Source organism: Paenibacillus lactis, assembly GCF_017873605.1.
Lineage (GTDB): Bacteria > Bacillota > Bacilli > Paenibacillales > Paenibacillaceae > Paenibacillus_AQ > Paenibacillus_AQ lactis.
In genome coordinates this window covers 50633-76553 of record NZ_JAGGKI010000016.1, presented here as the reverse complement: position 1 = coordinate 76553, position 25921 = coordinate 50633, and the positions used below count along the sequence as shown (strand labels likewise).

19 protein-coding genes are annotated in these 25921 nt (G+C 55.1%); 17 read left to right on the top strand and 2 right to left on the bottom strand.

Annotated elements, in window-relative coordinates; all coding sequences use genetic code 11:
* Window positions 1-57: 57 nt before the first annotated feature.
* The 4 genes from J2Z18_RS23635 to fucU all read left to right on the top strand — a co-directional run bounded on the left by J2Z18_RS23635 (window position 58) and on the right by fucU (window position 4622).
* Window positions 58-1851, top strand: a complete 1794-nt coding sequence (locus tag J2Z18_RS23635) for an L-fucose isomerase (RefSeq protein ID WP_210095450.1) — start codon at window positions 58-60, stop codon at window positions 1849-1851.
* 29 nt (window positions 1852-1880) lie between these two features.
* Window positions 1881-2540 (top strand): class II aldolase/adducin family protein, encoded by a 660-nt coding sequence (locus J2Z18_RS23630; protein ID WP_007128470.1) that lies wholly within the window; start codon window positions 1881-1883, stop codon window positions 2538-2540.
* A 62-nt stretch (window positions 2541-2602) separates the two neighbouring features.
* Window positions 2603-4117 carry a rhamnulokinase gene (locus J2Z18_RS23625; RefSeq protein ID WP_210095449.1) on the top strand — a complete coding sequence of 505 codons (1515 nt, stop codon included), beginning with the start codon at window positions 2603-2605 and terminating at the stop codon, window positions 4115-4117.
* 73 nt (window positions 4118-4190) lie between these two features.
* Complete coding sequence (gene fucU / locus J2Z18_RS23620) at window positions 4191-4622, top strand: L-fucose mutarotase (protein WP_007128468.1); 432 nt, start codon at window positions 4191-4193, stop codon at window positions 4620-4622.
* A 93-nt stretch (window positions 4623-4715) separates the two neighbouring features.
* On the opposite strand, the gene J2Z18_RS30615 is transcribed toward fucU, so the two are convergent.
* Window positions 4716-5081: a DUF4183 domain-containing protein gene (locus J2Z18_RS30615; protein WP_007128467.1), complete on the bottom strand. Its 366-nt coding sequence runs from the start codon at window positions 5079-5081 to the stop codon at window positions 4716-4718.
* Between the two features lie 619 nt (window positions 5082-5700).
* Between J2Z18_RS30615 and J2Z18_RS23610 the strand changes: the two genes are divergently transcribed.
* The 8 genes from J2Z18_RS23610 to J2Z18_RS23575 all read left to right on the top strand — a co-directional run bounded on the left by J2Z18_RS23610 (window position 5701) and on the right by J2Z18_RS23575 (window position 16319).
* Window positions 5701-6114: a DUF4183 domain-containing protein gene (locus J2Z18_RS23610; protein WP_007128465.1), complete on the top strand. Its 414-nt coding sequence runs from the start codon at window positions 5701-5703 to the stop codon at window positions 6112-6114.
* 383 nt (window positions 6115-6497) lie between these two features.
* Window positions 6498-7976, top strand: coding sequence for an amidase family protein (locus tag J2Z18_RS23605; RefSeq protein ID WP_007128464.1), 1479 nt, complete (start codon window positions 6498-6500; stop codon window positions 7974-7976).
* Window positions 7977-8014: 38 nt separating this feature from the next.
* Window positions 8015-8548, top strand: a complete 534-nt coding sequence (locus J2Z18_RS23600; protein ID WP_007128463.1) for a hypothetical protein — start codon at window positions 8015-8017, stop codon at window positions 8546-8548.
* A 349-nt stretch (window positions 8549-8897) separates the two neighbouring features.
* Window positions 8898-9923 carry a LacI family DNA-binding transcriptional regulator gene (locus J2Z18_RS23595; protein WP_007128462.1) on the top strand — a complete coding sequence of 342 codons (1026 nt, stop codon included), beginning with the start codon at window positions 8898-8900 and terminating at the stop codon, window positions 9921-9923.
* A 223-nt stretch (window positions 9924-10146) separates the two neighbouring features.
* Entirely contained in the window at window positions 10147-11436 is a 1290-nt protein-coding gene (locus tag J2Z18_RS23590; RefSeq protein ID WP_167324087.1) for an ABC transporter substrate-binding protein, read from the top strand.
* Between the two features lie 25 nt (window positions 11437-11461).
* Window positions 11462-12424 (top strand): carbohydrate ABC transporter permease, encoded by a 963-nt coding sequence (locus J2Z18_RS23585; protein ID WP_007128460.1) that lies wholly within the window; start codon window positions 11462-11464, stop codon window positions 12422-12424.
* Window positions 12411-13307, top strand: coding sequence for a carbohydrate ABC transporter permease (locus J2Z18_RS23580; RefSeq protein ID WP_007128459.1), 897 nt, complete (start codon window positions 12411-12413; stop codon window positions 13305-13307). Before J2Z18_RS23585 ends, J2Z18_RS23580 begins: the two co-directional genes overlap by 14 nt.
* Window positions 13308-13487: 180 nt before the next feature.
* Complete coding sequence (locus J2Z18_RS23575; RefSeq protein ID WP_007128458.1) at window positions 13488-16319, top strand: beta-galactosidase; 2832 nt, start codon at window positions 13488-13490, stop codon at window positions 16317-16319.
* Between the two features lie 272 nt (window positions 16320-16591).
* Here the strand turns inward: J2Z18_RS23575 and J2Z18_RS23570 are convergent, their stop codons facing one another.
* Window positions 16592-18577, bottom strand: coding sequence for an alpha-amylase family protein (locus J2Z18_RS23570; protein WP_007128457.1), 1986 nt, complete (start codon window positions 18575-18577; stop codon window positions 16592-16594).
* 137 nt (window positions 18578-18714) lie between these two features.
* Between J2Z18_RS23570 and J2Z18_RS23565 the strand changes: the two genes are divergently transcribed.
* The 5 genes from J2Z18_RS23565 to J2Z18_RS23545 all read left to right on the top strand — a co-directional run bounded on the left by J2Z18_RS23565 (window position 18715) and on the right by J2Z18_RS23545 (window position 25798).
* Window positions 18715-19647, top strand: a complete 933-nt coding sequence (locus J2Z18_RS23565; RefSeq protein ID WP_007128456.1) for an AraC family transcriptional regulator — start codon at window positions 18715-18717, stop codon at window positions 19645-19647.
* Window positions 19648-19682: 35 nt separating this feature from the next.
* Window positions 19683-21992 carry a helix-turn-helix domain-containing protein gene (locus J2Z18_RS23560; protein ID WP_007128455.1) on the top strand — a complete coding sequence of 770 codons (2310 nt, stop codon included), beginning with the start codon at window positions 19683-19685 and terminating at the stop codon, window positions 21990-21992.
* Window positions 21993-22312: 320 nt separating this feature from the next.
* Window positions 22313-23332 (top strand): ABC transporter permease, encoded by a 1020-nt coding sequence (locus tag J2Z18_RS23555; RefSeq protein ID WP_007128454.1) that lies wholly within the window; start codon window positions 22313-22315, stop codon window positions 23330-23332.
* An 18-nt stretch (window positions 23333-23350) separates the two neighbouring features.
* Window positions 23351-24235, top strand: a complete 885-nt coding sequence (locus J2Z18_RS23550; protein WP_007128453.1) for a carbohydrate ABC transporter permease — start codon at window positions 23351-23353, stop codon at window positions 24233-24235.
* Between the two features lie 36 nt (window positions 24236-24271).
* Window positions 24272-25798 (top strand): ABC transporter substrate-binding protein, encoded by a 1527-nt coding sequence (locus J2Z18_RS23545; protein WP_007128452.1) that lies wholly within the window; start codon window positions 24272-24274, stop codon window positions 25796-25798.
* Window positions 25799-25921 lie beyond the last annotated feature (123 nt).

The following is a 25921-nucleotide window of genomic DNA, read 5'->3' as shown; positions in this document are numbered from 1 at the left end:
GCATATCGAATCTATTTACAATGTGGATATAATCAATGATTTGGGAGGCGTGGCATTATGACGATTGAAAACGATTACAGATGGAGAGACGGATTTCCGAAGATCGGAATCCGGCCGACGATCGACGGGCGGCGAAGAGGCGTGCGGGAATCCCTCGAGGAACAAACGATGAACCTGGCCAAGGCGGTTGCGGCGCTGCTGTCGGAGCAGCTCCATTATCCGAACGGCGAGCCGGTGGAATGCGTCATTGCCGATACCTGTATCGGCGGAGTGGCCGAGGCGGCGGCAGCCGAGAAAAAATTCAAGCATGCCGATGTCGGTCTTACGATCACGGTGACGCCTTGCTGGTGCTACGGAACGGAAACGATGGATACGGATCCTTCCAGACCGAAGGCGGTCTGGGGCTTTAACGGCACGGGCCGTCCAGGTGCGGTCTATCTGGCAGCGGTGCTGTCCGCTCATGCGCAAAAAGGATTGCCTGCATTCGGTATTTACGGCGAGGATGTGCAGGATGAAGGAGACGCCCGGATTCCGGATGACGTGCAGGAGAAGCTGCTGCGTTTTGCACGTAGCGGGCTGGCTGCTGCCATCATGCGCGGCCAAGCGTATCTGTCCATGGGCTCAGTGTCGATGGGGATCGCCGGCTCGATTGTGGACGACAGCTTCTTCCAGGAATACCTCGGCATGCGGAATGAGTATGTCGATATGAGTGAATTTACCCGCCGGTTGGAAGAGGAAATCTACGACCCTGAGGAGTACAAGCTGGCGCTTGCGTGGGTGAAGGAGAATTGCGTCGAAGGACCGGACAACAACCCGCAGAAGCTTCAGACGTCCCGTGAACGCAAGGACTACGAGTGGGAAACGGTCGTAAAAATGACGCTGATTACGCGCGATCTAATGATCGGTAATCCACGCCTTGCGGAGCTGGGCTTCGAGGAGGAAGCACGAGGACATCATGCGATCGCATCAGGCTTCCAGGGGCAGCGTCAATGGACCGATCACTTCCCGAACGGGGACTTCCTTGAAACCATTCTGAACTCCTCCTTCGACTGGAACGGCAAGCGTTCGCCGTATATTGTGGCGACGGAAAATGACAGCTTGAACGGGGTCGGCATGCTGTTCGGTTATCTTCTTACCAATACGGCTCAGATTTTCGCGGACGTACGGACATACTGGAGCCCGGCTTCGGTTGAACGGGTGACCGGCTACAAGCTTGAAGGGAAAGCAGCGGGCGGCATTCTGCATTTGATCAACTCCGGCTCCGCGGCGCTTGACGGCACAGGTGAACAGCAGCGGGACGGAAAGCCGGTCATGAAGCCGTTCTGGGAGATTACCGACGAAGAAGTGGAACGGACCCTGAAGGCAACGCAGTTCAGACCTGCTTCCCTTGAGTATTTTCGCGGCGGCGGCTTCTCCACGGACTATCTGACACGCGGCGGAATGCCGATGACGATGTTCCGTCTGAATTTGGTCAAGGGCATAGGGCCGGTGCTGCAGATCGCGGAGGGATATTCGGTGGACTTGCCGGCCGAGGTTCATGATACGCTCGATAAGCGTACGGATCCGACATGGCCGACCACCTGGTTTGTTCCGAATATTACGGGCGAAGGCGCGTTCACAAGCGTGTACGAAGTCATGAATCAGTGGGGAGCCAATCACGGGGTGATCAGCTACGGCCATATCGGAGCCGACCTGATCACGCTGGCTTCGGTGCTCCGCATACCGGTAAACATGCATAATGTACCGGCTGAGCAGGTATTCCGCCCGCGTGCTTGGGGCTTATTCGGCACAGCCGATCCGGAAAGCGCCGACTTCCGCGCTTGTCAGAACTTCGGTCCGCTGTATAAGTAAAAAGCATTCCAGGGAGAGGAGACGAGACCATGCAAAATATGGAGACACGGCAGGAGCTGTGTAAATATGCGACAAAAATCGTGGACAACGGCCTAGTCGTCGGACCCGGCGGGAATATCAGCGCTAAGTCGGGAGAGATGATGTACCTGTCCCCGAGCGGCTTCGCACTGGAGGAAATCGAGCCGGAGCAATGGATCGAGGTTCATATACCGACAGGTGAGATCACGGATATCGGGTTGAGACCGTCCTCCGAGGTGCTAATGCACTTGTATGGCTACCGCAGCAACCCGGATATCGGAGCGATGGTGCATACCCATCCGTCCCACTGCATCGCCTTTACGTTAATCGAGAAGGAGCTGCCGGTCATGTTTCCGGATCAGGCCGCTCTTGTGGGCCGGACCGCTTATGTGCCCTATATTATTCCGACAACGGATTTACTCGCCGAAGCGGTTGCGGCCAAGGTGACGGAGGCGAGCTCGATCCTGCTCGGCAACCATGGCCTAGTAACTACAGGGAGAAATTTGCGCGAGGCTTACTACCGGACACAGGTGGTCGAGGAAAGCGCCAAAATTTACTTGAGCGCCAAGGCTGCCGGTCAACCGGTGCCGCTGACGGACCAGGAGGTCGATGACATCGCGGCGCTGGAGAGCGAGGACTACCGGATTCAGCTGCTTCAGAAAATGAAATAATCTAAACATTCATGGCAGCCTGTTTCGTGCTTGAGCATTTTTGTGGGAAGAGGTGAAATCATATGAGCCATTCATCTGCCGTGCTGGCGTTCGATATGGGGGCTAGCAGCGGCCGGGCGCTGCTAGGGGAGATCGCCGCCTCCCCGGACGGCGGCTCGCAGGGGATTCTAAAAATTACGGAGATCCACCGTTTCGCCAATGTCCCCGTGCAGTTCGGAGAGCATATGCACTGGAACACCCCCATGCTGCTGCAGGAGGTAAAGAACGGCATTCGCAAAGCCTTTCAAGCCGGCTATGCCCCGGTCAGCTACGGGATTGATTCGTGGGGCGTCGATTATGGGCTGATTGACCGTAACGGGGAGCTAATCGGGATTCCCTATCATTACCGGGATCCGAGGACGGAAGGCATGGTGGAGGAAACCTGCAGCCAAGTCGGCCGGGAGCGGTTGTTTCAGGAGAGCGGTCTTCAGTTTATGCCGTTTAACACGATCTTCCAATTGAACGCCATGCGGAAGGCAAGCTCTCCGATGCTGGATATCGCGGATGCCCTGCTGCTGACGCCGGATCTGATCAATTATTTTTTGACAGGCGTGAAGGCATGTGAATTTACGATGGCCACCACGACGCAGCTGTATCATGTACGGCAGCGGAAGTGGAACGAACCGCTCATTGAAGAGCTCGGGCTCAATCCTTCCATGTTCATCGAACCGGTGGAGCCGGGCACGTGGATCGGCAATCTGTCCGGTTCAACCGCGAAGGAGCTCGGCGTTCCGCCGATCCGGGCGATCGCGGTGGCATCGCATGATACGGAATCCGCCGTCGTAGCCGTTCCGGCAAGCTCATCGTCTTTTGCCTATCTCGTATGCGGCACATGGTCGCTTCTGGGAACCGAGATGAAGGAACCGCTGCTCCACCCGGACGTATTGAAGGAGGACTTCTCGAATGAAGGCGGAGCCTTCGATACCTTTCAGCTGCTGAAGAACATTATGGGATTGTGGATCCTCCAGGAATGCAAGCGGCAGTGGGATCAGCAAGGCCTGGACTATGGGTACGGCGATTTGGTCCGGTTGGCGGAGGAGGAGGAGGCGTTTCGCAGCTTTATCCAGCCGGACGATCTTCGCTTTATGAATCCGGCGGATATGATTTCGGAAATCCAGACGGATTGCAGGGAAACGGGGCAGCCTGTGCCGGAGAGCACGGGAGCGATGGTTCGCTGCATTCTTGAAAGCCTTGCCTTCCGGTACCGCGAAGTGCTGGAGAGCATGGAGCGTTTGACCGGGACTCGATATGAAGGCTTGCATATGGTCGGCGGTGGGATTCAGAACGAGCTGCTCTGCCGGTTCACGGCAAATGCGCTGGGAAGAACCGTATGGGCCGGTCCGGTCGAAGCAAGCGCGATCGGCAATATGCTCGTGCAATTCATCGCGAACGGAGCCTTGGCAAGCCGGGAGGAAGGAATCGAGCTCGTCAAACGTTCGTTCCCGCTTGCGGTGTACGATCCGGAAGCGGATTCCGAATGGAATGCGATGTTCTCCAAATACCAAGCGGCTACCCGGGAACGCCAGGTCAGCGGTTAATTCGCGGGATCGAGCCGCAAACTGCCGTGCTGTACCGAATCTTGGGAAATCCGAATAGATCAGGGGGTTGTCTATGTTAAATGGAATATCCAATCTGATATCACCCGAGCTGTTGAAAATCTTGATGGAGATGGGTCATGGCGATGAAATCGTATTCGGTGATGGCAATTTCCCGGCAGCCAGCCATGCCCGGCGTTTGGTCCGGGCGGACGGTCACGGGATTCCGGAGCTGTTGCAGGCGATCCTGCCGCTGTTCCCGCTGGATACGTATGTAGCATCCCCGGCGGCACTCATGGCGGTTACTCCCGGCGATCCCGTCCAGACCCCGATTTGGGATGAATACCGGAGCATCATCTCCAAGTTTCATAACGCTAAGGTAGAAGTTGAAGAAATGGAGCGCTCGGCTTTCTACGAGCGGGCGAAGCAAGCGTACGCCATCGTCTCGACAGGAGAGAAGGCGCTGTACGCCAATATTATTCTAAAAAAAGGCGTCATCGGGGAGTAAACCCTTGGTGACACAATGCAATGTTAAGTCCGCCCGAGGTCTGCTTGGGCGGACTTTTTATAAACAGCGGTCACTTGAACCATCAATTAAGCATTATACGACCACTTGGGCATTAAATTGAAAGACCTGAAGGATAACCGGCGTCCCCTCGAGGAGAACGTCGCCCGGGGAATAGAGTGTCAGCGCTTCGGGAGTAACGCTAAAGATTCGGCCCTCCTGCATCATGCCGTTAATGTACAGGTTTGCATAACCGCTTTGGGAAATCTCCATGATTTCGGAAACGGCATTACCGTTATCGTCCGTAAACTGGTTCGCCGGGATGATCAGCGGCGGGTCGAGTGCGACCAAGGCGTCGGTTGTATAAAAATAGCGCATGACGTCAGGCGTCACCACGACACCCGGGAGGATGACCTCACCCGGTTCGCCTCGCGGGCCCTGAGGTCCGGGAGCTCCTTGCAAGCCTTGCGGCCCCGGAGGCCCTTGAATGCCTGGCGGACCAGGCGGCCCCTGAGGCCCTAAGGGTCCCGGATTGCCCGCATGCCCTTGTTCGCCAGGAGGTCCGGCTGGACCCGGTACTCCGGCAGGTACCTCGGGTCCCTGCGGTCCGGGTGCGCCTCCCGGTCCTTCAGCTCCCGGTAACCCGTGCCCGCCATGGACTTTCTGAGGCCCTCGAGATCCTTGCCGTACAGGAGGGATAACGATACTCTGAGGCGGGCAGACCCTCCCCGCGGGACATTTCTTTCGGCATTTCCGGACGCTAGTTCTTCGGTGGCGGCGTCTCTTGCCCCTGTAAGGGTGTCCTTTATCGCGGCAGCGTTTTTTATACAGTTGAAGGGACCTCTTCAGAATATCACCTCCGCCCTTTCATTGATGCAGTATATGTGCGAATGTCATTTTGGGAATGGACGATTGTCTAGTAATGGGTGGACGCTTGCAAATCTGAATGATCGTTAGAGACGCTTCGACAGAAAATGGTGGGATGCCGGAATCAAAATCTATGAAAATAGCATTTAATAAGATAGCAGCTAGTGCTGCTAGTCTATGACGAATTTCATAGACCTGAGAGGAGGAGGATGTTATGCCTGTTATTAAACCGGTCATTACGGCGATCGCTACGCCCCCGGTGGCAACGGGAGGCGTCGTTACGACGACGGTCACGCCCGTTGTCTCGCGCTATTTCGCGGTAGTAACGGCAGCCATGATCGGAGCGGCTGCGACCACGATGCCGGCGACGAGCTTTGTTGATGATGCAGGGGCTGCGATCACGGCTTTTCCAGCTCTGACGGGGACGGAATATGTCAATGTGTATATCAACGGCATGCTGCAGCAAAGCTCCCTCTTTACGCTGTCGACCGCGGATTTGGTGCTCGATGCCACGGATGTCCCCGAAGGGATTCCGGTACTGCTTGAGATCGCGAGCTTTACTAATACGGCATCCGCGATTACGACGCAGCCAACGATTTCTGCGCCAACGATAACGATCATCATGTAACGAAGACAGCGGATGGGGAGCTCCTAGCGGATCGGTCGGGAGCTCCCCCGTTGTTTGTGGATTCAGATACATATCGCCTAATTTCTTTGCGCGGAACCACAGGGATGAATAACGCCAGGAAGCAATGCACCTCGCCTGCGCTCAAGCGTTGTTCAACACCCAGCTATCAAGATATGATTTTTTCGACTGACTCTTGTTATTACGAACAAACGGTACTGGTTGCCTCCATCCAGAAGGTTATCGAGCAGCGGCTGCGCAAGAAATAAAAAGGTATTTCACCAAATACAGCGAATTCTCTATGGATATGAACCGATTGGAGGCCATAGCATGAAGCGTTAATCCCCGGCTGCGGTAAGTGGAGTACAGAACGAGGGGGACTTTGGATGTCTTTGGACAAAGAAAACTGGGTTGTGGAAGCAACCATATCCGATATGCAGCGGGCGATGGATGAAGGCTTGATCACTTCATTCGAGCTCGTTGAACTGTATTTGGACCGGATCGGCCGGCATGACGGTCGGCTCCGCTCCATAATCGAGGTGAATCCCGATGCGCTGGCAATTGCACGGAAGCTGGACCAAGAGCGGCGTGAGAAGGGGGCTAGAGGGCCTCTTCACGGGATTCCGATTATTCTGAAGGACAATATTGATACAGGGGACCGGATGCATACAAGTGCCGGTTCGCTCGCACTGGCGGAATCTTTTGCGAAAGACGATGCCTTCATTGCGGCGAGGCTGCGGGAGGCCGGCGCCGTTCTGTTGGGAAAAGCGAATATGACCGAATGGGCAAATTTTATGTCGCCGACGATGTGGGCGGGGTATAGCGCAAGGAACGGGCTGACGCTAAATCCATACGGTCCCGGCGAGCTGTTTGTTGGCGGATCGAGCTCGGGCTCCGCTGCTGCCGTCGCAGCCAATTTAGCTGCTGCAGCGATCGGAACGGAAACATCAGGTTCGATTATCAGCCCGTCCAGCCAGAACAGCCTCGTGGGAATCAAGCCGACGATTGGACTTGTAAGCCGGAGCGGCATCATTCCGATAACCAACACCCAAGACACGGCCGGACCTATGGCTAGAACCGTCACGGATGCGGCCATCCTCCTTGGCGCCATTGTCGGAAGGGATGAGCGCGACGGCGCCACGAAGATCGATCCACGGCAGCACCGACCGGATTATACGGATGCGCTTGTCATTGACGGAGCGAGACATGCGAGGATCGGTATACCAAGATACTACTATAAGCATCTCGATTCGGACAGAATAGACATAGTCGAGTCGGCGATCCGGGTGCTGCGCGAACTGGGTGCGGAAATCCTCGATCCCGTGAATCTTCCTTGCCAAGGGACTCACTGGGATGCGAATGTGCTGCGATACGAGTTCAAGAAATATGTGAATGATTATTTGGCCACACTGGGCCCAGAGCAGCCGGTGCATTCACTGGCGGAAGTGATCGCATTTAATGAAACGCATGCCGAAACAGCACTGAAGTATGGACAGGATACGCTGATCTGGGCAAATGAAACAAGCGGTACGCTGACGGAAACGGACTACCTGAAGAGCCTAAGGAAGAACAAGGAAATGGCCGGGACCAATGGGATTGACCATGCCTTGAAGGAGCACAAGCTGGATGCCTTGTTGTTTCTGGGTAATGAGTTTGGGGCGGATCTGGCTGCCCGCGCAGGCTATCCGTCGATAACCGTTCCCGGCGGTTATGCGCAGCGAGGCATCATTGCTCCGGGAGGATACATTACAAAAGGGCCGCAGGGAATCACGTTTGTTGGCACGGCATTTAGCGAACCCCAATTAATCAAGCTTGCCTATGCCTTTGAGCAGGCCACACGCCACAGGGTGCCTCCCGCGCTTTAGGAATCCGTCATACAAAGGTGGAAAAGAGGTGCAATGCAATGCCGCGAAAAACGGAATATGTCCCGTTTGGTTATGAACCGCCCACTCCGGCGACAAAGGGAACGTTGATCTTCTATGATCCCTTCGAGCAGGTGCAGGAGCTTGTGGAGCGTGCGGTTCAGACGAAACAGAAGAGAGCATTTTCGAAGCTGGTTCTGTATCCGCTGCATGAGGAGACGATGAAGCGGATGTTCAAGGTCCAGGTCAGCCCATTTTACAAGAGGGAGCAGGGGCTGCAGGAATGGCTGGATGAGAGCGGCGCTTCCTCCGTCGTCGTAGAGTCATTCGAAGCGAAACGAAAAAAATATACCCCGATAGATACGGCTCTGCGGCATCTGGTCGAAAAGTACGGCGGTCCTCATTTCGTGCTGATGACCCCCGAGATTGCCAATGCGTTCGCATCCTATTCTTCATTTGAGGAATGGATCGTCCGGCTGAGACTGTTACTTGTGTCTGAACCGAGACATCCGCATCCGAGGCTGGAGAAGTTCCGCCACCGGTGGGAGGTCCTGGAGACGGACAGCGAGTCTTAATCCCGAAAGACGGATTAGAAACAAAAGGTATACGCTTAGAACAAGCCTTTTCCGCTATGGAAAAGGCTTGTTCGGTGATTGATCCGGAATCTTTTTCAGAAATAGAGCTCAGATCGCCAAATCGGAAGGACGCGATATTTAAGGGCCAAAGAGCATCATCATGTCTATAAAAATATGCCCTCTAGTCTGCAGACGTTTGCTTAAGTGGTCTCAAAAAAACGGAAATACCTTCCTGAATCGACAATTGCAGGTCAATGGTAAAGCACGTGTTAGCGTAAAAGCATTTCCATTTCGTGCTTTATTTGATACATTTAAATGAAACGACATCGTAAAGGTAGGGTGCGTGTGCATGAAGCAAGTGACGATCTACGATATAGCCAAGGAGGCCAAGGTCTCTGCCGCCACGGTCTCGAGAGTGCTGAATAACACGGCGCCTGTCAAAGAAAGCACGCGTTCCAAGATCATGCAGATCATCCATAAATATCAGTTCCAGCCGAACGCCCTGGCCCGAAGCTTACTGAAGAAAGAAACAGGGACGATCGGCGTCATCATGCCCGATATCACGAACCCTTTCTTTCCGGAAGTATTCAGCGGCATCGATCGGGCGGCCAGTGAGATGGGCTACACGTTTTTTCTGTGCGATACGCTGGGCGACACTCGGAAAGAGTCGCAGTATTTGCATATGCTGCGGGAGAAACAGGTAGACGGAATTTTATTTCTGGGTGGACGCATTAATTTGTCCAAGTGCGATCCGGAGCTGGCCGAAGAGGTCGTTGAGACGGCATCGCGCATTCCTACGGTGCTCATTAACGGCAATCTTCCGGGCACCTCGCTTCATCGTGTCATTCTGAATGAAGCCAAGGGCGCGGAGCTGGCGACCCAATTTCTTATTGATGCCGGACATCGAAGCATAGCTTTCATTGCAGGGAACGAAGAAATGACGACAACGGCACAGAAGGTACGGGCTTTTCGACGCGTGATGAAGAAGAACGGTTTGGAGACCGCGAAGGAGAACGTTCTTTACGGGGATTATTCAATGGCATCGGGAGAGAGCTCGATGGAGAAGATTCTTGCGCGACGGGAACGGCCGACAGCAGTATTCTGCGTGAACGATCTCACGGCCGTCGGGGCGTTGAAGGCAGCCATGAAGGCAGGCGTTTCGGTCCCTGACGAGGTATCGATCGTCGGATTCGATGACATTCCGCTCGCGTCGGCAATCTATCCTGAATTGACAACCGTTTCCCAGCGCATGGATCTGCTCGGCGGTACCGGCGTGCAAGTGCTGCACAAAATGATTCTCAAGGAAAAGGTTAGGATGCTAACCGTCATCGAGCCTGAGCTGATCGTACGGAACAGCACTCGGAGTTTGCGTTGACCGAATCCGTCCTTCCATTCGCAAAAATGAGTTGACACCCGATAAGGCATCGAATAAAATGTGGAAAAAGAAAGCCCTTACAATCAAGTGAGGACACGGCGGATGCTGACCGCTTTCTTTTTTGGACTGTAATGAAACCCGTTTCATGAAATGGGTTTCATTACTCGGGTGAATGCTAAATTGCGATCGGAGGGGTTATTGGGTGATGAAGAAGTCTTGGCGTATGTTGTTGGCAATGTTGTTGGTGACCGCAATGATGTTTTCAGCAGGCTGCGGGGGAAGCGCAGACACCGGAGGAGGGGCAGATTCCGGCGGGGAGCCGGGCAAGGCGGCGGAAGTCAGCTTTTCCTATTGGGGAGGGGACTTCGATAAAGCGCGAATGGAGAAAATCTACGAAGAATTCAAGAAGGTGCATCCCGAAATCAAGGTAAACCTGATCCAAATCCCGAGCGACGGATATGAACAGAAGCAGCTGGCAACGATGGCTGCGGGCAATCCTTATGATGTCGTTCAGCTTGCCGAATCCTTCTACAGCTATGCTTCAAAGGGGACATTGGAAGATCTTACCCCTTATCTTGAACGAGACGGCATCGATACCTCCGATTATTACGATGCCGCCATCCGTGCATACAGCTACCAAGACAAAGTAATGGCAATGCCGATGCGGATGGGAACCATGATATTGCTTTACAACAAAAACCTGTTCGACCAGCATGGACTGCAATACCCGTCGGACGAGTGGACTTGGGACGATTTTTATGCCGCTGCGAAAACGATCACCGATCCTAAAAACAGCATCTTTGGCCTCGGTGGCGTCGGATCGTGGTGGGCAAGCTACCAAACCTGGGTTTATTCTTACGGAGGCAGTCTGCTCAGCGAAGACCGCACGCAATTTACGCTCGATTCGCCGGAAGCGAAGAAAGCGATCCAAACGATTCAAGACATGATATGGAAGGACAACATAGCACCCCAGGCGAGTCAGCTGCTGCAGGGCGTTGATATGTGGACCAGCGGAAAGGTCGGCATGATCATTGACGGACCGTGGCATATTCTCAGCAGCCAGGCGAACATCAAAGACTTCGACTGGGATATCGCACCTGTGCCGAAGGGAGCAAAGGAAGCATCCCCACTGTTCTCCAACGCGTTCGCTATTCCTAAGCTGTCCAAGAACAAGGAGGCGGCATGGGAAGTCGTTAAATTCTGGACCGGCGAGACTGGACAGAAGATCCTGGCTGCGGAGCACGGCGAAATTCCGCCGCTGAAATCGGTGGCGGAATCCGATGCTTACCTGAATATCGGCGACAACCCCCCGGCAAACTTCAAATCCCAGCTGACCTCCGCCCAGCGGGCCTTCGCTCCACAGGCAACCGTCAAATGGGATGAGATCAACCGGGCCGCCGATACGTACCTTGGGCAGATCTTTAATGAACAACGAAGCGTGGACGATGCTTTGGCCGAGATGAAAATCGAAGTTGACCGATTGCTTGAAGAAGCCAAGCAGCTTGAACAGTAGCGAACGTGCCGAAGGAGGGCGGGGGATGCCCCGCTTCCTTCATAAAACCAATGATTTGGAGGGAAGCATCATGGTCAAGACGCGGCGGGCACGCTCGCTAGCTAAACGGGAATCGAGAAATTTCTGGTTGTATACATCTCCCTGGATCATCGGGTTTGTGGCGTTTACGGCGTTTCCGTTCCTTTCCTCGTTCATTCTCAGCTTCATGCAATGGGACGTCCTCTCGCCGCCGAAGTTCGTCGGGATCGATAACTATGTGCAGCTCTCGCAAGACAAAACATACTTCTGGAAAGACCTCAACAATACGCTGTATTATGCGCTGATCGGTGTTCCGCTGACGATCATTCTGGGACTAGCGGTGTCCGTGCTGTTGTCCAAACCGATCCGCGGCATTAACTTCTATCGCATCGTCTTTTATTTGCCTGCCGTATTCGGCGGAGTCGCGGTTTTGAAGCTCTGGACTTACCTGCTCTCGCCGGGAACGGGCGACGGCATGAATCCCGGGCTGATCAATGCGATGCTCGGCTGGTTCGGCATACAGGGTCCCGGCTGGTCCCAGGATCCGCACTGGGCCAAGCCGGCCGTATTGCTGGTCGGTTTATGGGGCGTCGGGGGCAGCATGATGATCTGGCTGCCGGCGCTTGCCTCGGTTCCGAAAGATTTGCTCGAGGCGGGCGAAATCGACGGAGCCAACCGGTTCCAGCGGTTTTGGCGCATTACGGTTCCGCTGATCACGCCGGCGATCTTTTTCCAGCTTACCATGGGCATTATCGGTTCATTCCAAATTTTCATGGAGCCCGTCATCATGCCAGGATCTTCCAAGACATGGACAGACAGCCTGATGGTCGTTCTGTTCGACAACGCATTCCGGTTCTATAAGATGGGGTACGCTTCGGCGATCGCCTGGGTCATATTCATCATGATTATGCTCGTGACCTTGGTGAACCTGTATTTTTCAAGAAGGTGGGTCTATTATGAGTCGAAATAACGCGGCCGCAACGGAAAAAGGCACTCCGGTCCGCCGGCAGAGCACGAAGCTCATGCGTAATGTACGGCTGATGCTGCGATATGCGGTCCTCACGATGGGAGCGATATTATTCCTGCTGCCTTTGATATGGACCATCTCAGGTTCGCTGAAGCCTCCCGGGGAAATATTCACGGTTCCGATTCGCTGGATCCCTTCGGATTTTCAATGGGATACTTATGTACGGCTGTTCAGCGTGTTCCCGTTCTGGATTTACGTCAAAAATACGCTGATTATCGTAGCATTTGCCTTGATCGGCCAATTGGCATCCTCCGTGCTGGTGGCTTACGGTTTCGCCCGATTCCGGCACCGGCTGAACGGCCCGTTGTTCATCCTCGTCCTGTCGACGATGATGATTCCTGGCCAGGTGACGATGATACCGCAATATTTGATCTACAAAGAGCTCAGCTGGATCGACACATACCTGCCGCTCATCGTTCCGAACTATTTTGCGGCGGCGATTAACATCTTTCTGCTGCGCCAATTCATGCTGACCATCCCGAAAGAGCTGGATGAGTCGGCGAAGATCGACGGCGCGAATTCCTTCGGAATCCTGGTCCGGATCATTATGCCGATGTGCCTGCCGATTCTCGTCACCATCGGCATTTGGACGATTAACAGCAACTGGAACGATTTTATGGGGCCTTTGATTTACTTGAGTACCCCGGAGAAATATACGCTTCAGATGGGCATCTACAATCTGAATGCAGGCCGGCAGGGGCTGACCGATTACGGGCTGATGTTCGCCGCGTCGCTGGTTACGCTGCTTCCGAGCCTTCTGCTCTTCGCCTTCGGCCAGAAATATTTCATGAGCGGCATTAAGATCGGCGGAGCGCTTAAGGGTTGAGAACGGTGTGTTGATGTGAAACGTAGAACGAAGAACGAAGAACGAAGAACGAAGAACGAAGAACCAAGAACGAAGACCAAAGAATAACAGCGAGGAATAACAGCCCTTTGCGGCAACTCGGATCAGGCAATGGCGGGCACCGAAGATGCCGCAGAGGCTTCATGCAGAAATGGAGGCATTATGAAACACACGGAGACGATACCACGGATCGAATTAAGCAAAGAGGGAATCTATATTGACGGCCATGCGGTTGTCCTCCTAAGCGCATCCTTGTTTTATTTCCGGCTACCGCGGGCGGAATGGCGCGATCGGATGAGGAAGGTAAGAGAGGCGGGCTACCATGCGATCGATGTGTATTTCCCCTGGAATTTTCACGAGCCCGAACCGGGTCAATGGGAGTTTGAAGAGGACAAGGATGCCGGGGCTTTCCTGCGAATGGCAGCGGAAGAAGGGCTGTACGTAATCGCCCGGCCGGGTCCGTATATCTGCTCGGAATGGGACGGAGGGGCATTGCCCGCTTACCTGTTCACGCGAAGCGGGATGAAGCTGCGCGACAACGACCCGCAGTTCTTGGCCGAAACGGCGAAATGGTACGGCCGGATCATGCCCATCCTGAGGCGGTATGAGTATGGCCGGGAGGGAACGGTGATCTGCGTACAGCTGGATAACGAGCTGGATTTCTATGCTTGCGAAGATCCGAAAGGGTATATGTCCGCCTTGCGGGATCTGGCACGGGCCGAAGGCATCGGCGTGCCGCTGATCGCCTGCGCCGGTCAGGGCGACCTTTTTCGCGCCTCCGGCTATGCGGAAGGCATCGTTCCGACCTGTAATTTTTATCCGGACGATGTGCAGCCGGATTTCGAAGAGAAGGTGAGGGTGTACCAGCAGCGGCTAAGCAAGTTGGACTATCCGCTGCTCGTGACCGAAACGAATCGATCTCATTATTTGCTCCGCCGGCTGCTCGTCAGCGGCGCGAAGCTGTTGGGTCCGTATCTGCAGGTATCGGGCACCGACTTTGGATTCACCAATGCGGCCAATAACTGGGGCGATCCGCTGGCAATGCTGACCTCGGATTATGATTTCGGCGGCATGATATCCCCCGAGGGGCATCTCCGCCCCGAAATCCATGAAGGGCGGATGCTGGGACGCCTCATATCGACCTACGGCACCGGATTGGCGTCAGGAACACCGGATGAAGCAACTGCGCAAGAGATACGCACCTCCGGGATTCAACCCGGCGTACTTGCCGGGCCGCACGTTATTCGTTTTCCCCAAGGCGGCATCGTGTTTGCTTTGGCCAACTTGACCGGTGTGGAAGCGGAAACAACGGTATCCTTCGACACCGGTTCCCTCCGGCGCACTTTGCCGTTTCGGATCGGTGCCCGCGAATGCCCGTTCTTCCCGCTGGGCGTTCCAATGGAGACATGGGGATACAGCGGCGTGCTCGAATATGCCAATGCCGAGCTGGTATGGGTGACCTTGGACCAAACGACATCCGAACGATATATGATCTTTCAAAGCGATCATCAAACGGAAGTTTGTTTCCGGTTTGAGCGAGGGTCGAAAGTGGAGGTCACTAGCGATGGCTCTGAAGTCGACATGATGAACGAAGGCTGCCGCTTGCGATTCATACATCAGGACGGCAGCCGCATTGCTTGCCTGACCTATGAGGATGGCCGTCGATTATTCGTAGCGGTGTGTACCAGAGATGAAGCGCTTCGACTAACCGGAATCAGGCAAGGCCGGCTGCTGCTGGAGGATAGGATCGCTTGGCTGCAGCCTGCTGCAGCTCCCGTCGACATCGCTTGGACTGCTTCGGAGCTGCCACCCGATGCACCTTTGTTCGATCAGACCACCGTTCTCGGGAAAGCGCCGGACCATCTGGAGTATTACGGGATCTACAGGGGATTTGGCTGGTATGAAGCCGTGTTGGCGGCTCCGACGGGAGACGGGTACTGCGGTTTGATGCTGGAGGAAGCGAGCGACATTGTGTCGGTTTATGTAAACGGACGTTATGAAGGAACGCATGTGCCGGCGGGAGGCATATGCTATTTGCCGGGAAAATGGACCGGTCAGGATCCGCTTGCGCTGACCGTTCGCGCGGAAATTTGGGGGCATACCAATTTCGACGACAACCGCATTCCTTCCATCCGACTTCATAGCACGAAAGGGATCAAGGGAGTGACGGCTGTCCGCCGAATTCGCAGGCTAACCGACAACTGGAGGTTCAAGGCGGAAAGCACGGATGCTCTATTGTCAGAAGCGGAGAAGGGAGATCGGGCATTTGCAGAAGGGACCGACGATGCTTCGTGGACGGTCATCGGCTGGGGCGCATGGATGGATACTGCGGTTCATGCACGAGGCTGGTACCGCAAAACGATTGCAATATCCGAGGATGCCGATGCAGCCATCCTGCATTTCCGCGATCTCCAGTGCACGGTCAAGGTATATATCAATGGGCGCGAGCACGGGGTGATCAATCCACGCAATCCCTTCCTCCGGTTGGATACCGGAGAACGATCGCTCACCATCGCCTGCGAAGTGAATCGCCACTATGCTTCCTCAGCGGGCGAGATTCTGCTGTATGAAGGAACCCGCGCGGAGGAGTGGACGTTGACAGGGGGGGAAGAGCAAGCTTTCTGGGAGCATGCTATGGCCTCCATGAAGGAAGCTTCCACCATCCTGCTCCCGTATCCTTTGAGGTCCGGCGGGACGTCATGGCTGCATGCAGTGGTGCCGGATTCCAATCATGGCCGCGGATGGCGTGTGCGTGTAGACGGAAAAAACCTGAAGCTGACGGTGTTCTTTAACGGCCGGGTGGCCGGACGGCTGTGGACCCCGGATTCCTCGGAACGGCCCGTATTTTCCGGCGGGGACCAGACATCGTTTTTGCTTCCGGGAAGCTGGTTTGCCAAGGGAGCGGAGAATCGGCTTGCTATATATGCGGAAGCCGTGGAAAGGGAGAGCGACGGGATCCTCCGGCTGCTGGAATTCTTCCCGGTCCAATCATAGGAGGGCAGAGCTAGCATCCATCTGGCTGGGTAAGCTCTTTCCTGATTCTGTTGAGATAACCGCTGTATCCTGCTTATTCATTTGCCGGTCCGTACCTAACGTCGGACCGGCTTGCTATTTCTATGTGCCATAGGTACCAATGCAAATGGTGTACAGCCGCTTACCTTAACTCTTTTTCAATATATCCGGATTAGTCAATACGGAATCCAGCCGCAGTGTTCGGGACTGCGGCTGGATTGTGTTGATATGATTTTTACAATGAAGGAAAGTGGTTAGGCTAACTCCAAGATAACCATCTGGTGATTTTCCAAGACCGGAACGGTGTAGCTGATTTCACCGTTAGCTTCTGTATCAAAAGGGAGTTCCTCCATCGAAGGGGCGATATACACCCGTTTGACCAATGCGGAGGAGGGGAGACGCAGGGCGACCGAAACGTTCCGCAGCGGCACGATGTCCTCGATAACCTCAACCCGCCCTTTCAGTACCGGCGATGCATACAACAGGTGGTTGACATATCGGTTCTCCGTCCCTTGGTACTGGAGGATCGCAATGCCCCGGGCAGGTAAATCACATCGCAGGGAAGGCTGGGGGAGCAGGCGGCCGAGTGCATGGAGCACCATCTCTTTCAGGATGAGGTGACCGTTATCGGCATACTCGCTGAACACATTCCAGGCCATGTAGATCCCGTTTGAACTTTCGATCATACCCGGTCCGTTGTCCTCCCCAGCGCTTGGAGTGTGCATATGCGAGCAAAATGTGAAAACGTCGCGGTTGAAATATGGATGCTCCCGGCTACCAAGTGCCCGCCCGCCGTTCAATTCGACCTGCTGTCCTTCGCCATACATAACATACGAAGCGGGGAGCAGGGAACCCGGCGTAAAATCCGGACGGAAATAGGAAGGGCGGTAGGGACTTGCTCCCTTCCAATCCAGCCCCAGGTCCAGCATATACGCGTTGCCGGCCGGGTTCAGGCCCGAACGTCCCGTTGCCAGAATTTTGCCGCCGTTATCGGTAAATGAGCGGATGGCCTCTGCTAGTTGCGGCCATACCGGAACTTCATCGGGCAAAATAAGCACCTTGTAGCGCCCGAAATCTGCTTCAGCATCCACGATGTCGTATAAATAATGGCCCTCATTCAGCATGCGCACAGCTCCGGCATCGGCCAGATTCGTCCGGTCCTCCGACTTCCGGACATCCGGGCAAGCTTCCCAAGCGGCTTCCAGCGACAGGACCGCGATGTCCGCCACGGATGCAACGCCGCTGCACCACGGTTCTCTGGCTTTCACCTCCGAGTAGGCGGCGCCGATCAGGGCATACGTTGCTTCATCCATGAAGCCTGACGGATGGAGCTGGTCGCCGATCGAGCATTTGGCGCCGTGAGCGAGACTTAGCGCCGTTTCGAACCGAAGCGCATTCGGATGCTTGTAGCCGCCGAATTCGCCCCAGGAGGTATGGAATTTTCCCGTCATGCCTAGATACTCCATGCCGAGCGTCTGGGCATAACGCGCCGACAGGGGGAAGTGGTCGTACCCCCAGCCTCCGGTCGGCAGCGATTCCAGCTCCAGATGGCTGTTGACATGGGCGAGGTCGCGGCGGCCCCGGCGTTGATGGCCGCTGTTATGAAAGACGGGAAGACCGGGCTTCACAGCGTCCACCGTTTCCCGCACAAGCCGGGTATAATTCAGGTAGATCGACTCGCCCAAGGCAGCTACGGCTGCTTCGTCCCGCGGATCTTGACCGGCATTCCGCAGCGAAGCGACGCAGTATTGGCATCTGCATTTACGGATGCCGACGATGTCAAGGAATATGCCATCGGCATCATAGCGGGTGACAACCTCTCGGATCTGCGCCAGCAGAATGTCCAGGTAAGGTGTATTGAAGCAGAACTCGTGATAGCCTGGTGTCATGAAATCCTTCACCCAGCGCGTCCGGTCTTCCGCATCCCGAATCAGCCATTCGGGATGGCGGCGAGCCAGCTTTTCATCGAGGCCGGCCGATAGGTATACCGGCGTTTTGACGCCGATTTCATGCGCGGCAGCAATCATCTCGCCCAGCAAATCGAAGGCTAGATGAGGGTGCATTTCGTTGGCTTCGCTGGGGTGATATGCGCAGCCATGATGGCATTTTGAAAAGACCGTGATGGAGTCGACGTGCCCCAATCGAAGCATGTTCTGGAACTGGGATTTGGAGAAGCGGCTTCCGATGCCCGGAATGGCCTCCGACGTATGAAAATCGAGATGAACCTGACGGAATCGCATGCGTGGTCAGCCCCTTTGCATATTCATGAGAACGGTTTCTTGTGCTCCAATGTAACTCTTTTCCAGCCTTCGAACCAGTGATAATATAGACTTTGACTAGCACAAAATGAACTTATGCGAGAGAGGAGCCTGCTGTTTTGCTATGCCTTGAATTCGCGATTCCGCCGCTGCCGCAATTCGTGACGGCGGGACATGCCGTATGGAAGCCGGGAGATCGGCACTTCGCCCGCACCTTCGGCGTCTATGACCTGCTGTTGGTTACGAGGGGAACGTTCTATATGACCGAAGAGGGAACCGAATACGAGATCAGCCCGGGCAAGCTGCTTGTGCTGGAGGCGGGCCTGCCTCATATCGGGCATCGATCCTGCGAAGAGGATACGGAGATTTACTGGGTGCATTTCATCCATGGGCATGCTGCGACGCGCATCCGGCAAGAAGACATTCCCTGGTCCGTGCTGCTGTCCAAAGGCACGGTCGAGGACGTCGAGCCCCCAGCGCAGCAGCGCATGTATTTGCCGAAGTTTGCCGCTGTGGACGTGCAGGCGATCGAGCCGATCCTCCGCGGGTTGAACGATACCCATAACAGACTGAACGGGGAAAACGCGATTCTGCTCCATCTTCTGCTCGCCAAACTGTTCGCCGCATTGCAGGCGGAATGCGCGCGGACGTCTGCACCCGAGCCCTCCGAACGGCTGGCCCGGGCTGCCGTTGCATATTTGAATGAACATTGGAAGGAGCCGTTCGACAGAGCGTCGCTCGAGGAGGAGCTGCATTTCCAGGCAGGCTATATTGCGAGATGCATGAAAAAGCATATCGGCAAAACGCCGCTTCAATACGTGCTGCATTTGCGCCTGGAGGAGGCCAAGAAACTGCTGGGCGGCACGGTGCTTGGCATTTCCGAGATCGCGTACAGGGTGGGGATTCGAGATGCCAATTACATGACTCGCCTATTTACCGCCAAGCATGGTGTGACGCCGGGGGCGTATCGGCGGATGCTGCAGCGGCAGCGGGATGAAGGGGAGGCGGGGCCGAAAATCCCGATTGACAACGATTTTCCCGCAGGCTTATAGTAAAGCCACCCAACTTATGCATGGAGAGTGGTCCAATGAACATGCTGCAGACGCTCCGCTCTCGCAAATATTTGCAGCGGATCTTGTTAAGTTTTATGCTCGTTGTCGCGATGCTGGCCGTGGCTTCCTTACTACTGAATGCATCTGCACGCGATAAGGTGTTAAGCCTGCAGAATGAAGCCGATCGCAAGCTGCTCACCCAAATCGATTACAATATCGAGAACATGAACGGCATCGTGAAGGATTTGGCGGTCTCGTTGTACAATGACGAGGAGCTGATCGCGCTCAAATCCGGGTCGGACTATAAGCAAAGCATCTTAAAGATTGAGCGGCTCAACCGGACGGTTGCCGCATCGCCGTATTTGCATGCAGCCGTTTTTTACAACGGCAAGCAGAGCCGGTTCTTCTCGTCGCTAAGCCACGACATGGACACGAGCGTCCTGTACGGAGCACTGGAAGCGTATATGGCTTCCCGTGCCGATTTGCCGAAGCTGCAGCTCATCCCGCTCGATCTTGATGGGGAGCAGGAAGGCGTCGATGTGTTTGCTTTTTTTGTCTACGACGGACCGAGTCTCGGTTCGGTCAATCGCAACGCGCTCATCTTGACGGTGAAGCCGGGGTGGATGCTTGACAATGTGAAAGCGCTTAATCGTGTGGCTGAACGGGAAGACGACGTTCTGTTCGTCACCGACGGCGAAGGGCAAGTGCTGATGGCGGGGGATCGCACACTGCCGGACGGACTGGACATCAAGAACGATCTGCTCGGACGCATGGGCGCAGCGGAAAACACGCCGGGCTCCTTTATTCATGAGCAGGGGGAGAAAAAATACAAGGTCACCTATTTGAGCAAAGGCTTGAACCACTGGCAGATCATCAGCCTGCAGGACTATGATGACGTGCTCGGGAGCGTCCGGCAAATGAGGTGGACGGAAATAACCGTCACCTTCTCCGTGTCCCTATTGGCATTACTCCTGTCGGTATTCATTTCGCTGCGGCTGTATAAGCCGGTCGGTCGGCTGCTCACACTCGTTCCCCACGACGGACGCGGTCACGCCAAAGCGAAGGATGAGCTGTCGCTCATCACGGAGAATGTTACGGAAATGATCGGCAAGCTCAAGGGGCTGGAGCAGGAGCGCCTCTCACAGTGGAATATCGCCAAGGCATATCATATGCGGAGTTTGATCAGTCACAGCGAGAGCATGGACGAAGCTGCCTTCCTGCGCATCAAGGATCAGTACGGAATGGATATCGCGTTTCCTTCGCCGCTGCGGTTAGCGCTCGTGCAGATTGACGATCTGCAGGGCTTGGCGCGGCAGCCGGGCTCGCAGTCCGAGTCGCTGTATTACTTCGCCATAGCGAACATCGGCCAGGAGCTGCTCTCGCGCGGCGGAACGTGTGAAGCTGCGGATATGAAGAGCGGCCATCTTGTCTTTATCGCAGGCGGCGAACAAGCGACGCTCGAATCGCTGCATGAACGGTTCAGGGAGCTACAGCAAACGATCTTCCGCTATTATCGGATCACGTTTACCGTAACGCTGAGCGAAACGTTCGAGGATTACCGTCAGCTGACGAAGCATTACCATCTAGCCCAGAAGCATGCCAGCTATCGTATGATTTTTGGCAAAGGAGCGGTGATTCGGCCTGAGATGATCATCCGAAACGAACGGAACCCGTCGTTCGGCATTCCGAAGGAGCTGGAGCGCCGGTTGACCGAAGGGCTGAAAGGCGGGAATCCCGACGAGACGGAGCAAGCCATCCGAAGCTTGCGGGAGCTGCTTGGCGAGCTCAGCTTTGACAACATGTTCTCGGCGCTGCTCCATCTGACGATGACCCTGAGCCATACGCTGAGCGAAATGAATAACCATAATCTGAATCCGGTATCGGTCGATCTGCAGGCCATCAATCGGCGCATTCTCGAGAAAGAGACGCTGGACGAGATCGAGGGCGTTCTTCTTGACGTCGTTCGGGATGTGTTCGAGCAGCGGCGCAGCGCACGCGAAGACAAGAACCGTCTGCTGGCTGACACTGTCAAAGAGATGATCGACAAGCATTACGCCGACCCGGACCTCAACGTTCAGAAGATTGCCGACATGCTGAAGATGAGCGCCGTCTACTTGGGACAGGTGTTCAAAGCCCAGGAGGGAACGACTGTCGTCGACCAGATTAACGCTACCCGCCTGGCCCGGGCTCAGCATTATTTGGAACAGCAGCATTTGACCGTAGCCGAAATTATGGAGAAGGTGGGCTTCGGCAATGAAAGCTATTTCTATCGGCTGTTCAAGCGCCGTTATGGCACGACACCGAAGGAGTACCGCCTGAAGTCGGCCATCGACCGCAGCACTTAATCCGAGAATCGGCAGCTTTCCATACGACCCGCAAATGAAGATGACCGTTTGCGGGTTTTTGGCATGCCCTTGTCTTCAATTCGGCCGTCTTCTGTGCCTTAGCCCGATTCGTCCTGCACCCTTTCGAAGGGAGAGGACATCTGTACAGTAAACCTGAATCCTTACAGGCAGCTGTACAGCAATCGGGAATCCCTACAGTCCGCCCGTACAGCTATCCAAAAAATGTACAGTAACGCATGGCCGAGGCTTGCGCTATCGTTAAACATGCAAAGCCTGGGATGCAGGCGAGAAGCGCATAACGAAAGAGAGGGGCTTTGGCTATGTTGAACAATGTTTCACGATCGGTCGAGACCGGGACGGCTCACCGGTCGGTTCCGGAACCCGAACGGACGCCCGCGCCCCCAGGGGCACGTAAGCGAAAGTCGGTGATACGCAGGGAGCTGCAGCATTTTCGGAACAATCGGGAGCTGTTCCTGCTCTCCCTGCCGGGGATTTTGTATAAGTTGATTTTTGCTTATATTCCGATGGTCGGCTTGATCATTGCCTTCAAGCATTACCGCTACGATCTCGGCATATTTGGCAGCGAATGGGTAGGATTGGAGAACTTCCGCTATCTGTTCTCGACCGATACGGCTTGGCGTATCACACGCAACACCGTGCTGTACAATGCCGCTTACATCGTTGTGACGACCGTGGCCGCGCTGCTGCTGGCGATCTTTATGAACGAGATCCGGGCGAAATGGAGCAAATTTTATCAGACCGCTTTATTCCTGCCGCACTTCTTGTCATGGGTGCTCGTCGGATACGTGGCCTACGCCTTCCTGAACCATTCCGACGGCTTCATCAACCGGACCCTGCAGATGTTCGGCATCGATCCGGTCAGCTGGTACCAGACGGCCGAGGCGTGGCCGGCAATCCTCATCCTTGTCCATTTATGGAAAGCGGTCGGGTTCAACACGCTCATCTATTTCGCCGGCATTATCGGCATTAACAGCGAGTATTACGAAGCGGCCCGCATCGACGGGGCGACGAAGTGGCAGATGGCTGCCAAAATTACCGTCCCGCTGCTGGCCCCGCTGGTCATCATCCTATTGATTCTCTCAATCGGCAGCATGTTCCGCGGCGATTTCGGTCTGCATTACTTCATTCCGAACAACTCCGGGTTCCTGTACGGCTCCACGGATATTATCGACACGTACGTGTACCGGGCGCTGCGCGAGATCGGCAATGTCAGCATGTCGGCGGCTACGGGCTTTTACCAGTCGGTGGTCGGCTTCGTGCTTGTGCTTGTCGCGAACGGAATCGTGCGCAAAATCAATCCCGACCATTCCCTGTGGTAAGAAAGGAGGAGACACCCGGTGCCTAAAAAGTTCGAGCTTTCCAAAATGATCATTCACTTGCTGTTTGCCCTGCTTTCCTTGGCGGTTGTCCTTCCGTTCCTGCTTGTTATCGCCGTGTCTTTCACCGACGAAGCGTCGCTCACCGAAAACGGGTATCAGTTTTTGCCCGAATCCTTCAGCTTGGAAGCGTACCGCTACCTTCTGGATGCACCCGACATTCTGCTGCGGTCATACGGGGTAACGGTCACGGTGACCGTGATCGGAGCGCTGGCGGGTCTGCTGCTTACCGCGATGACCGCATACGTCATTTCCAGGCCGGATTACCGCTACAACCGGGCGACAACGTTTTACGTCTTTTTCACGATGCTGTTCAGCGGAGGCCTCGTTCCTTCCTACATTCTGATCACGCAGTACCTGCATTTGAAAGACAGCTTGCTTGCTCTGATTCTTCCGGTGCTGCTGTCCCCGTTCAACATTATGGTCATGAAAGGCTTCATGTCCAAAATTCCGCTGGAAATCGTGGAATCCGCGAAAATCGACGGCGCGCGGGAGCTCCGCATCTTTTTCGGGATTATTCTGCCTCTGTCCACACCGGCCCTGGCCACGCTCGGGTTGCTGATATCGTTTACGTACTGGAACGAGTGGTTTAACGCCATGCTGTACATCGACGATCCGAACAAGGTGCCGCTGCAGCTGCTGCTCGTGCGGACGTTGTCCAGCATCGAGTTCATCACCTCCAATTCGGAATTTACGCAGCAGCTGGGGATCGATCTATCCAGCTTTCCGAACAATTCGGCAAGAATGGCGATTGCGGTGCTGGCCGGCGGGCCGATGCTGGTCATCTTTCCGTTTTTCCAGCGATTTTTCGTGAAAGGGCTTACGGTTGGCTCCCTCAAGGGTTAACATAGAACAACCAATAAACGTGTAGGAGGTCATGTCATGAAAAAAAGACTGTTAGGGCTGCTGGCGATCGCCTTGATCGCGATGACCGCGCTCGCCGGCTGCGGCGGGAATGGCGGAAGCGGCACGGACGGCGGAGGAACGCCGGAAGCGCAAGGAACAACGCCGGAGGCAGGCGGAACAAGCGGGCTTGAGCCCGTCGAGCTCACATGGTATTATCCGCTGCTTCAGCTTCAGCCGGACCAGAAGAAGGTCGAAGAGGAGATCAACAAAATCGTCAAAGAAAAGCTGAACGCCACCGTCAAGCTGATGCCGGTCGCCCTGGGGGATTACGTGCAGAAGATGAACACCGTTCTGGCTGCGGGCGAGAAGTTCGATATCCTGTGGACCGGCTACATGCTGAAACCGGAGGAGCTGGTACGCAAGGGTGCCATTCAGCCGCTGAACGGGCTCTTGGACCAATACGCGCCGGAGCTGAAAGCGGACGTTCCGCAGGTCATGTGGGAGGGCCTCTCGGTTGACGGGGAAATTTACGGCGTCCCGAATCAGCAGATCAACGGTTCGCGTTACGGGTTCATCGTACAGAAGCGGTTTGCCGATAAATACGGCCTGGATCCTTCGACAATTAAAAGCATAGCGGATATCGAGCCGTTCCTCGAACAAATCAAGCAAAACGAGCCGGGCATCATTCCGATCGGCCTGTTCGGCGGCTCATTCGTCAACCCTCAGGCGCATGATGATGAGTATTGGGTCGTTCCGGGACTGGACGATCACTTCTACATCAAAACAGATGACCCGACCTATACGCTTTACCGCTACCCCGAGGAGGAGCTGGACAATTTCCGTTTGGCCAGCAAGTGGTATAAGGCAGGCTACATCCACAAGGACGCCGCTACGGAAAAAATGACCGACTATCAATCCAAAGGCCAGATTGCGGTAGAGTTCGACGTCACGTTAAAGCCGGGCGTCGAGGCGGAAGTGAAAGCGAAGAACGGCGGCAACGACGTCGTCATCATCCCGCTTAGCGATTGGTTCTCCAACGGCTATTCGGCGACGACCAATCAGTCGATCAGCCGCACTTCGCCAAATCCGGAACGGGCCATGATGCTGCTGAATCTGATCAACACCGACAAGGAGCTTTATAATCTGCTGTGCAACGGCTTGGAGGGCGTACATTACGAGAAGCTGAGCGGCGAGTACATCAAGCCGATGGCGGATTCCAGATACCGCCCGAACATGGATTGGGTGTTCGGCAGCGTCTTCAATTCCTACCTGAAGGAAGGACAGCCGGAAAACATTTGGGAGGAAACGAAAAAAATCAACACGAGCTCCGAAATTAACCCGGTGGGTGCTTTCAAGTTCAATTCGGAGCCGGTCAGCACGGAGATCGCCAACCTGAACGCCGTATGGGGCGAATACAAGCGGGGGCTCGTGACCGGCACGCTTGATTTCGAGGAGACTTGGCCCGTGCTGTACGGCAAGCTGAAGGAAGCGGGTGAAGATCGGTATGTGGAGGAGGTGACGCGACAATTTGAGCAATTCCTGAAAGAGAAGGGCTTGAAATAATCGTCGGCCCGGACAAACGTTAAGGGATAGGCACCTAAGCGCCCGAGAGAAACCTGCTGTCCTGGGACGACTATGCCGTGCTTCGCGGTATGGCTGTCCGTACCCCACTTGGAGGAAGGAGAG

Coding starts and splice junctions, on each gene's coding strand:
- J2Z18_RS23635 (WP_210095450.1), top strand. CDS start 58: ATGACGATTGAAAACGATTACAGATGGAGAGACGGATTTCCGAAGATC.
- J2Z18_RS23630 (WP_007128470.1), top strand. CDS start 1,881: ATGCAAAATATGGAGACACGGCAGGAGCTGTGTAAATATGCGACAAAA.
- J2Z18_RS23625 (WP_210095449.1), top strand. CDS start 2,603: ATGAGCCATTCATCTGCCGTGCTGGCGTTCGATATGGGGGCTAGCAGC.
- fucU (WP_007128468.1), top strand. CDS start 4,191: ATGTTAAATGGAATATCCAATCTGATATCACCCGAGCTGTTGAAAATC.
- J2Z18_RS23610 (WP_007128465.1), top strand. CDS start 5,701: ATGCCTGTTATTAAACCGGTCATTACGGCGATCGCTACGCCCCCGGTG.
- J2Z18_RS23605 (WP_007128464.1), top strand. CDS start 6,498: ATGTCTTTGGACAAAGAAAACTGGGTTGTGGAAGCAACCATATCCGAT.
- J2Z18_RS23600 (WP_007128463.1), top strand. CDS start 8,015: ATGCCGCGAAAAACGGAATATGTCCCGTTTGGTTATGAACCGCCCACT.
- J2Z18_RS23595 (WP_007128462.1), top strand. CDS start 8,898: ATGAAGCAAGTGACGATCTACGATATAGCCAAGGAGGCCAAGGTCTCT.
- J2Z18_RS23590 (WP_167324087.1), top strand. CDS start 10,147: ATGTTGTTGGCAATGTTGTTGGTGACCGCAATGATGTTTTCAGCAGGC.
- J2Z18_RS23585 (WP_007128460.1), top strand. CDS start 11,462: ATGCCCCGCTTCCTTCATAAAACCAATGATTTGGAGGGAAGCATCATG.
- J2Z18_RS23580 (WP_007128459.1), top strand. CDS start 12,411: ATGAGTCGAAATAACGCGGCCGCAACGGAAAAAGGCACTCCGGTCCGC.
- J2Z18_RS23575 (WP_007128458.1), top strand. CDS start 13,488: ATGAAACACACGGAGACGATACCACGGATCGAATTAAGCAAAGAGGGA.
- J2Z18_RS23570 (WP_007128457.1), bottom strand. CDS start 18,577: ATGCGATTCCGTCAGGTTCATCTCGATTTTCATACGTCGGAGGCCATT.
- J2Z18_RS23560 (WP_007128455.1), top strand. CDS start 19,683: ATGAACATGCTGCAGACGCTCCGCTCTCGCAAATATTTGCAGCGGATC.
- J2Z18_RS23555 (WP_007128454.1), top strand. CDS start 22,313: ATGTTGAACAATGTTTCACGATCGGTCGAGACCGGGACGGCTCACCGG.
- J2Z18_RS23545 (WP_007128452.1), top strand. CDS start 24,272: ATGAAAAAAAGACTGTTAGGGCTGCTGGCGATCGCCTTGATCGCGATG.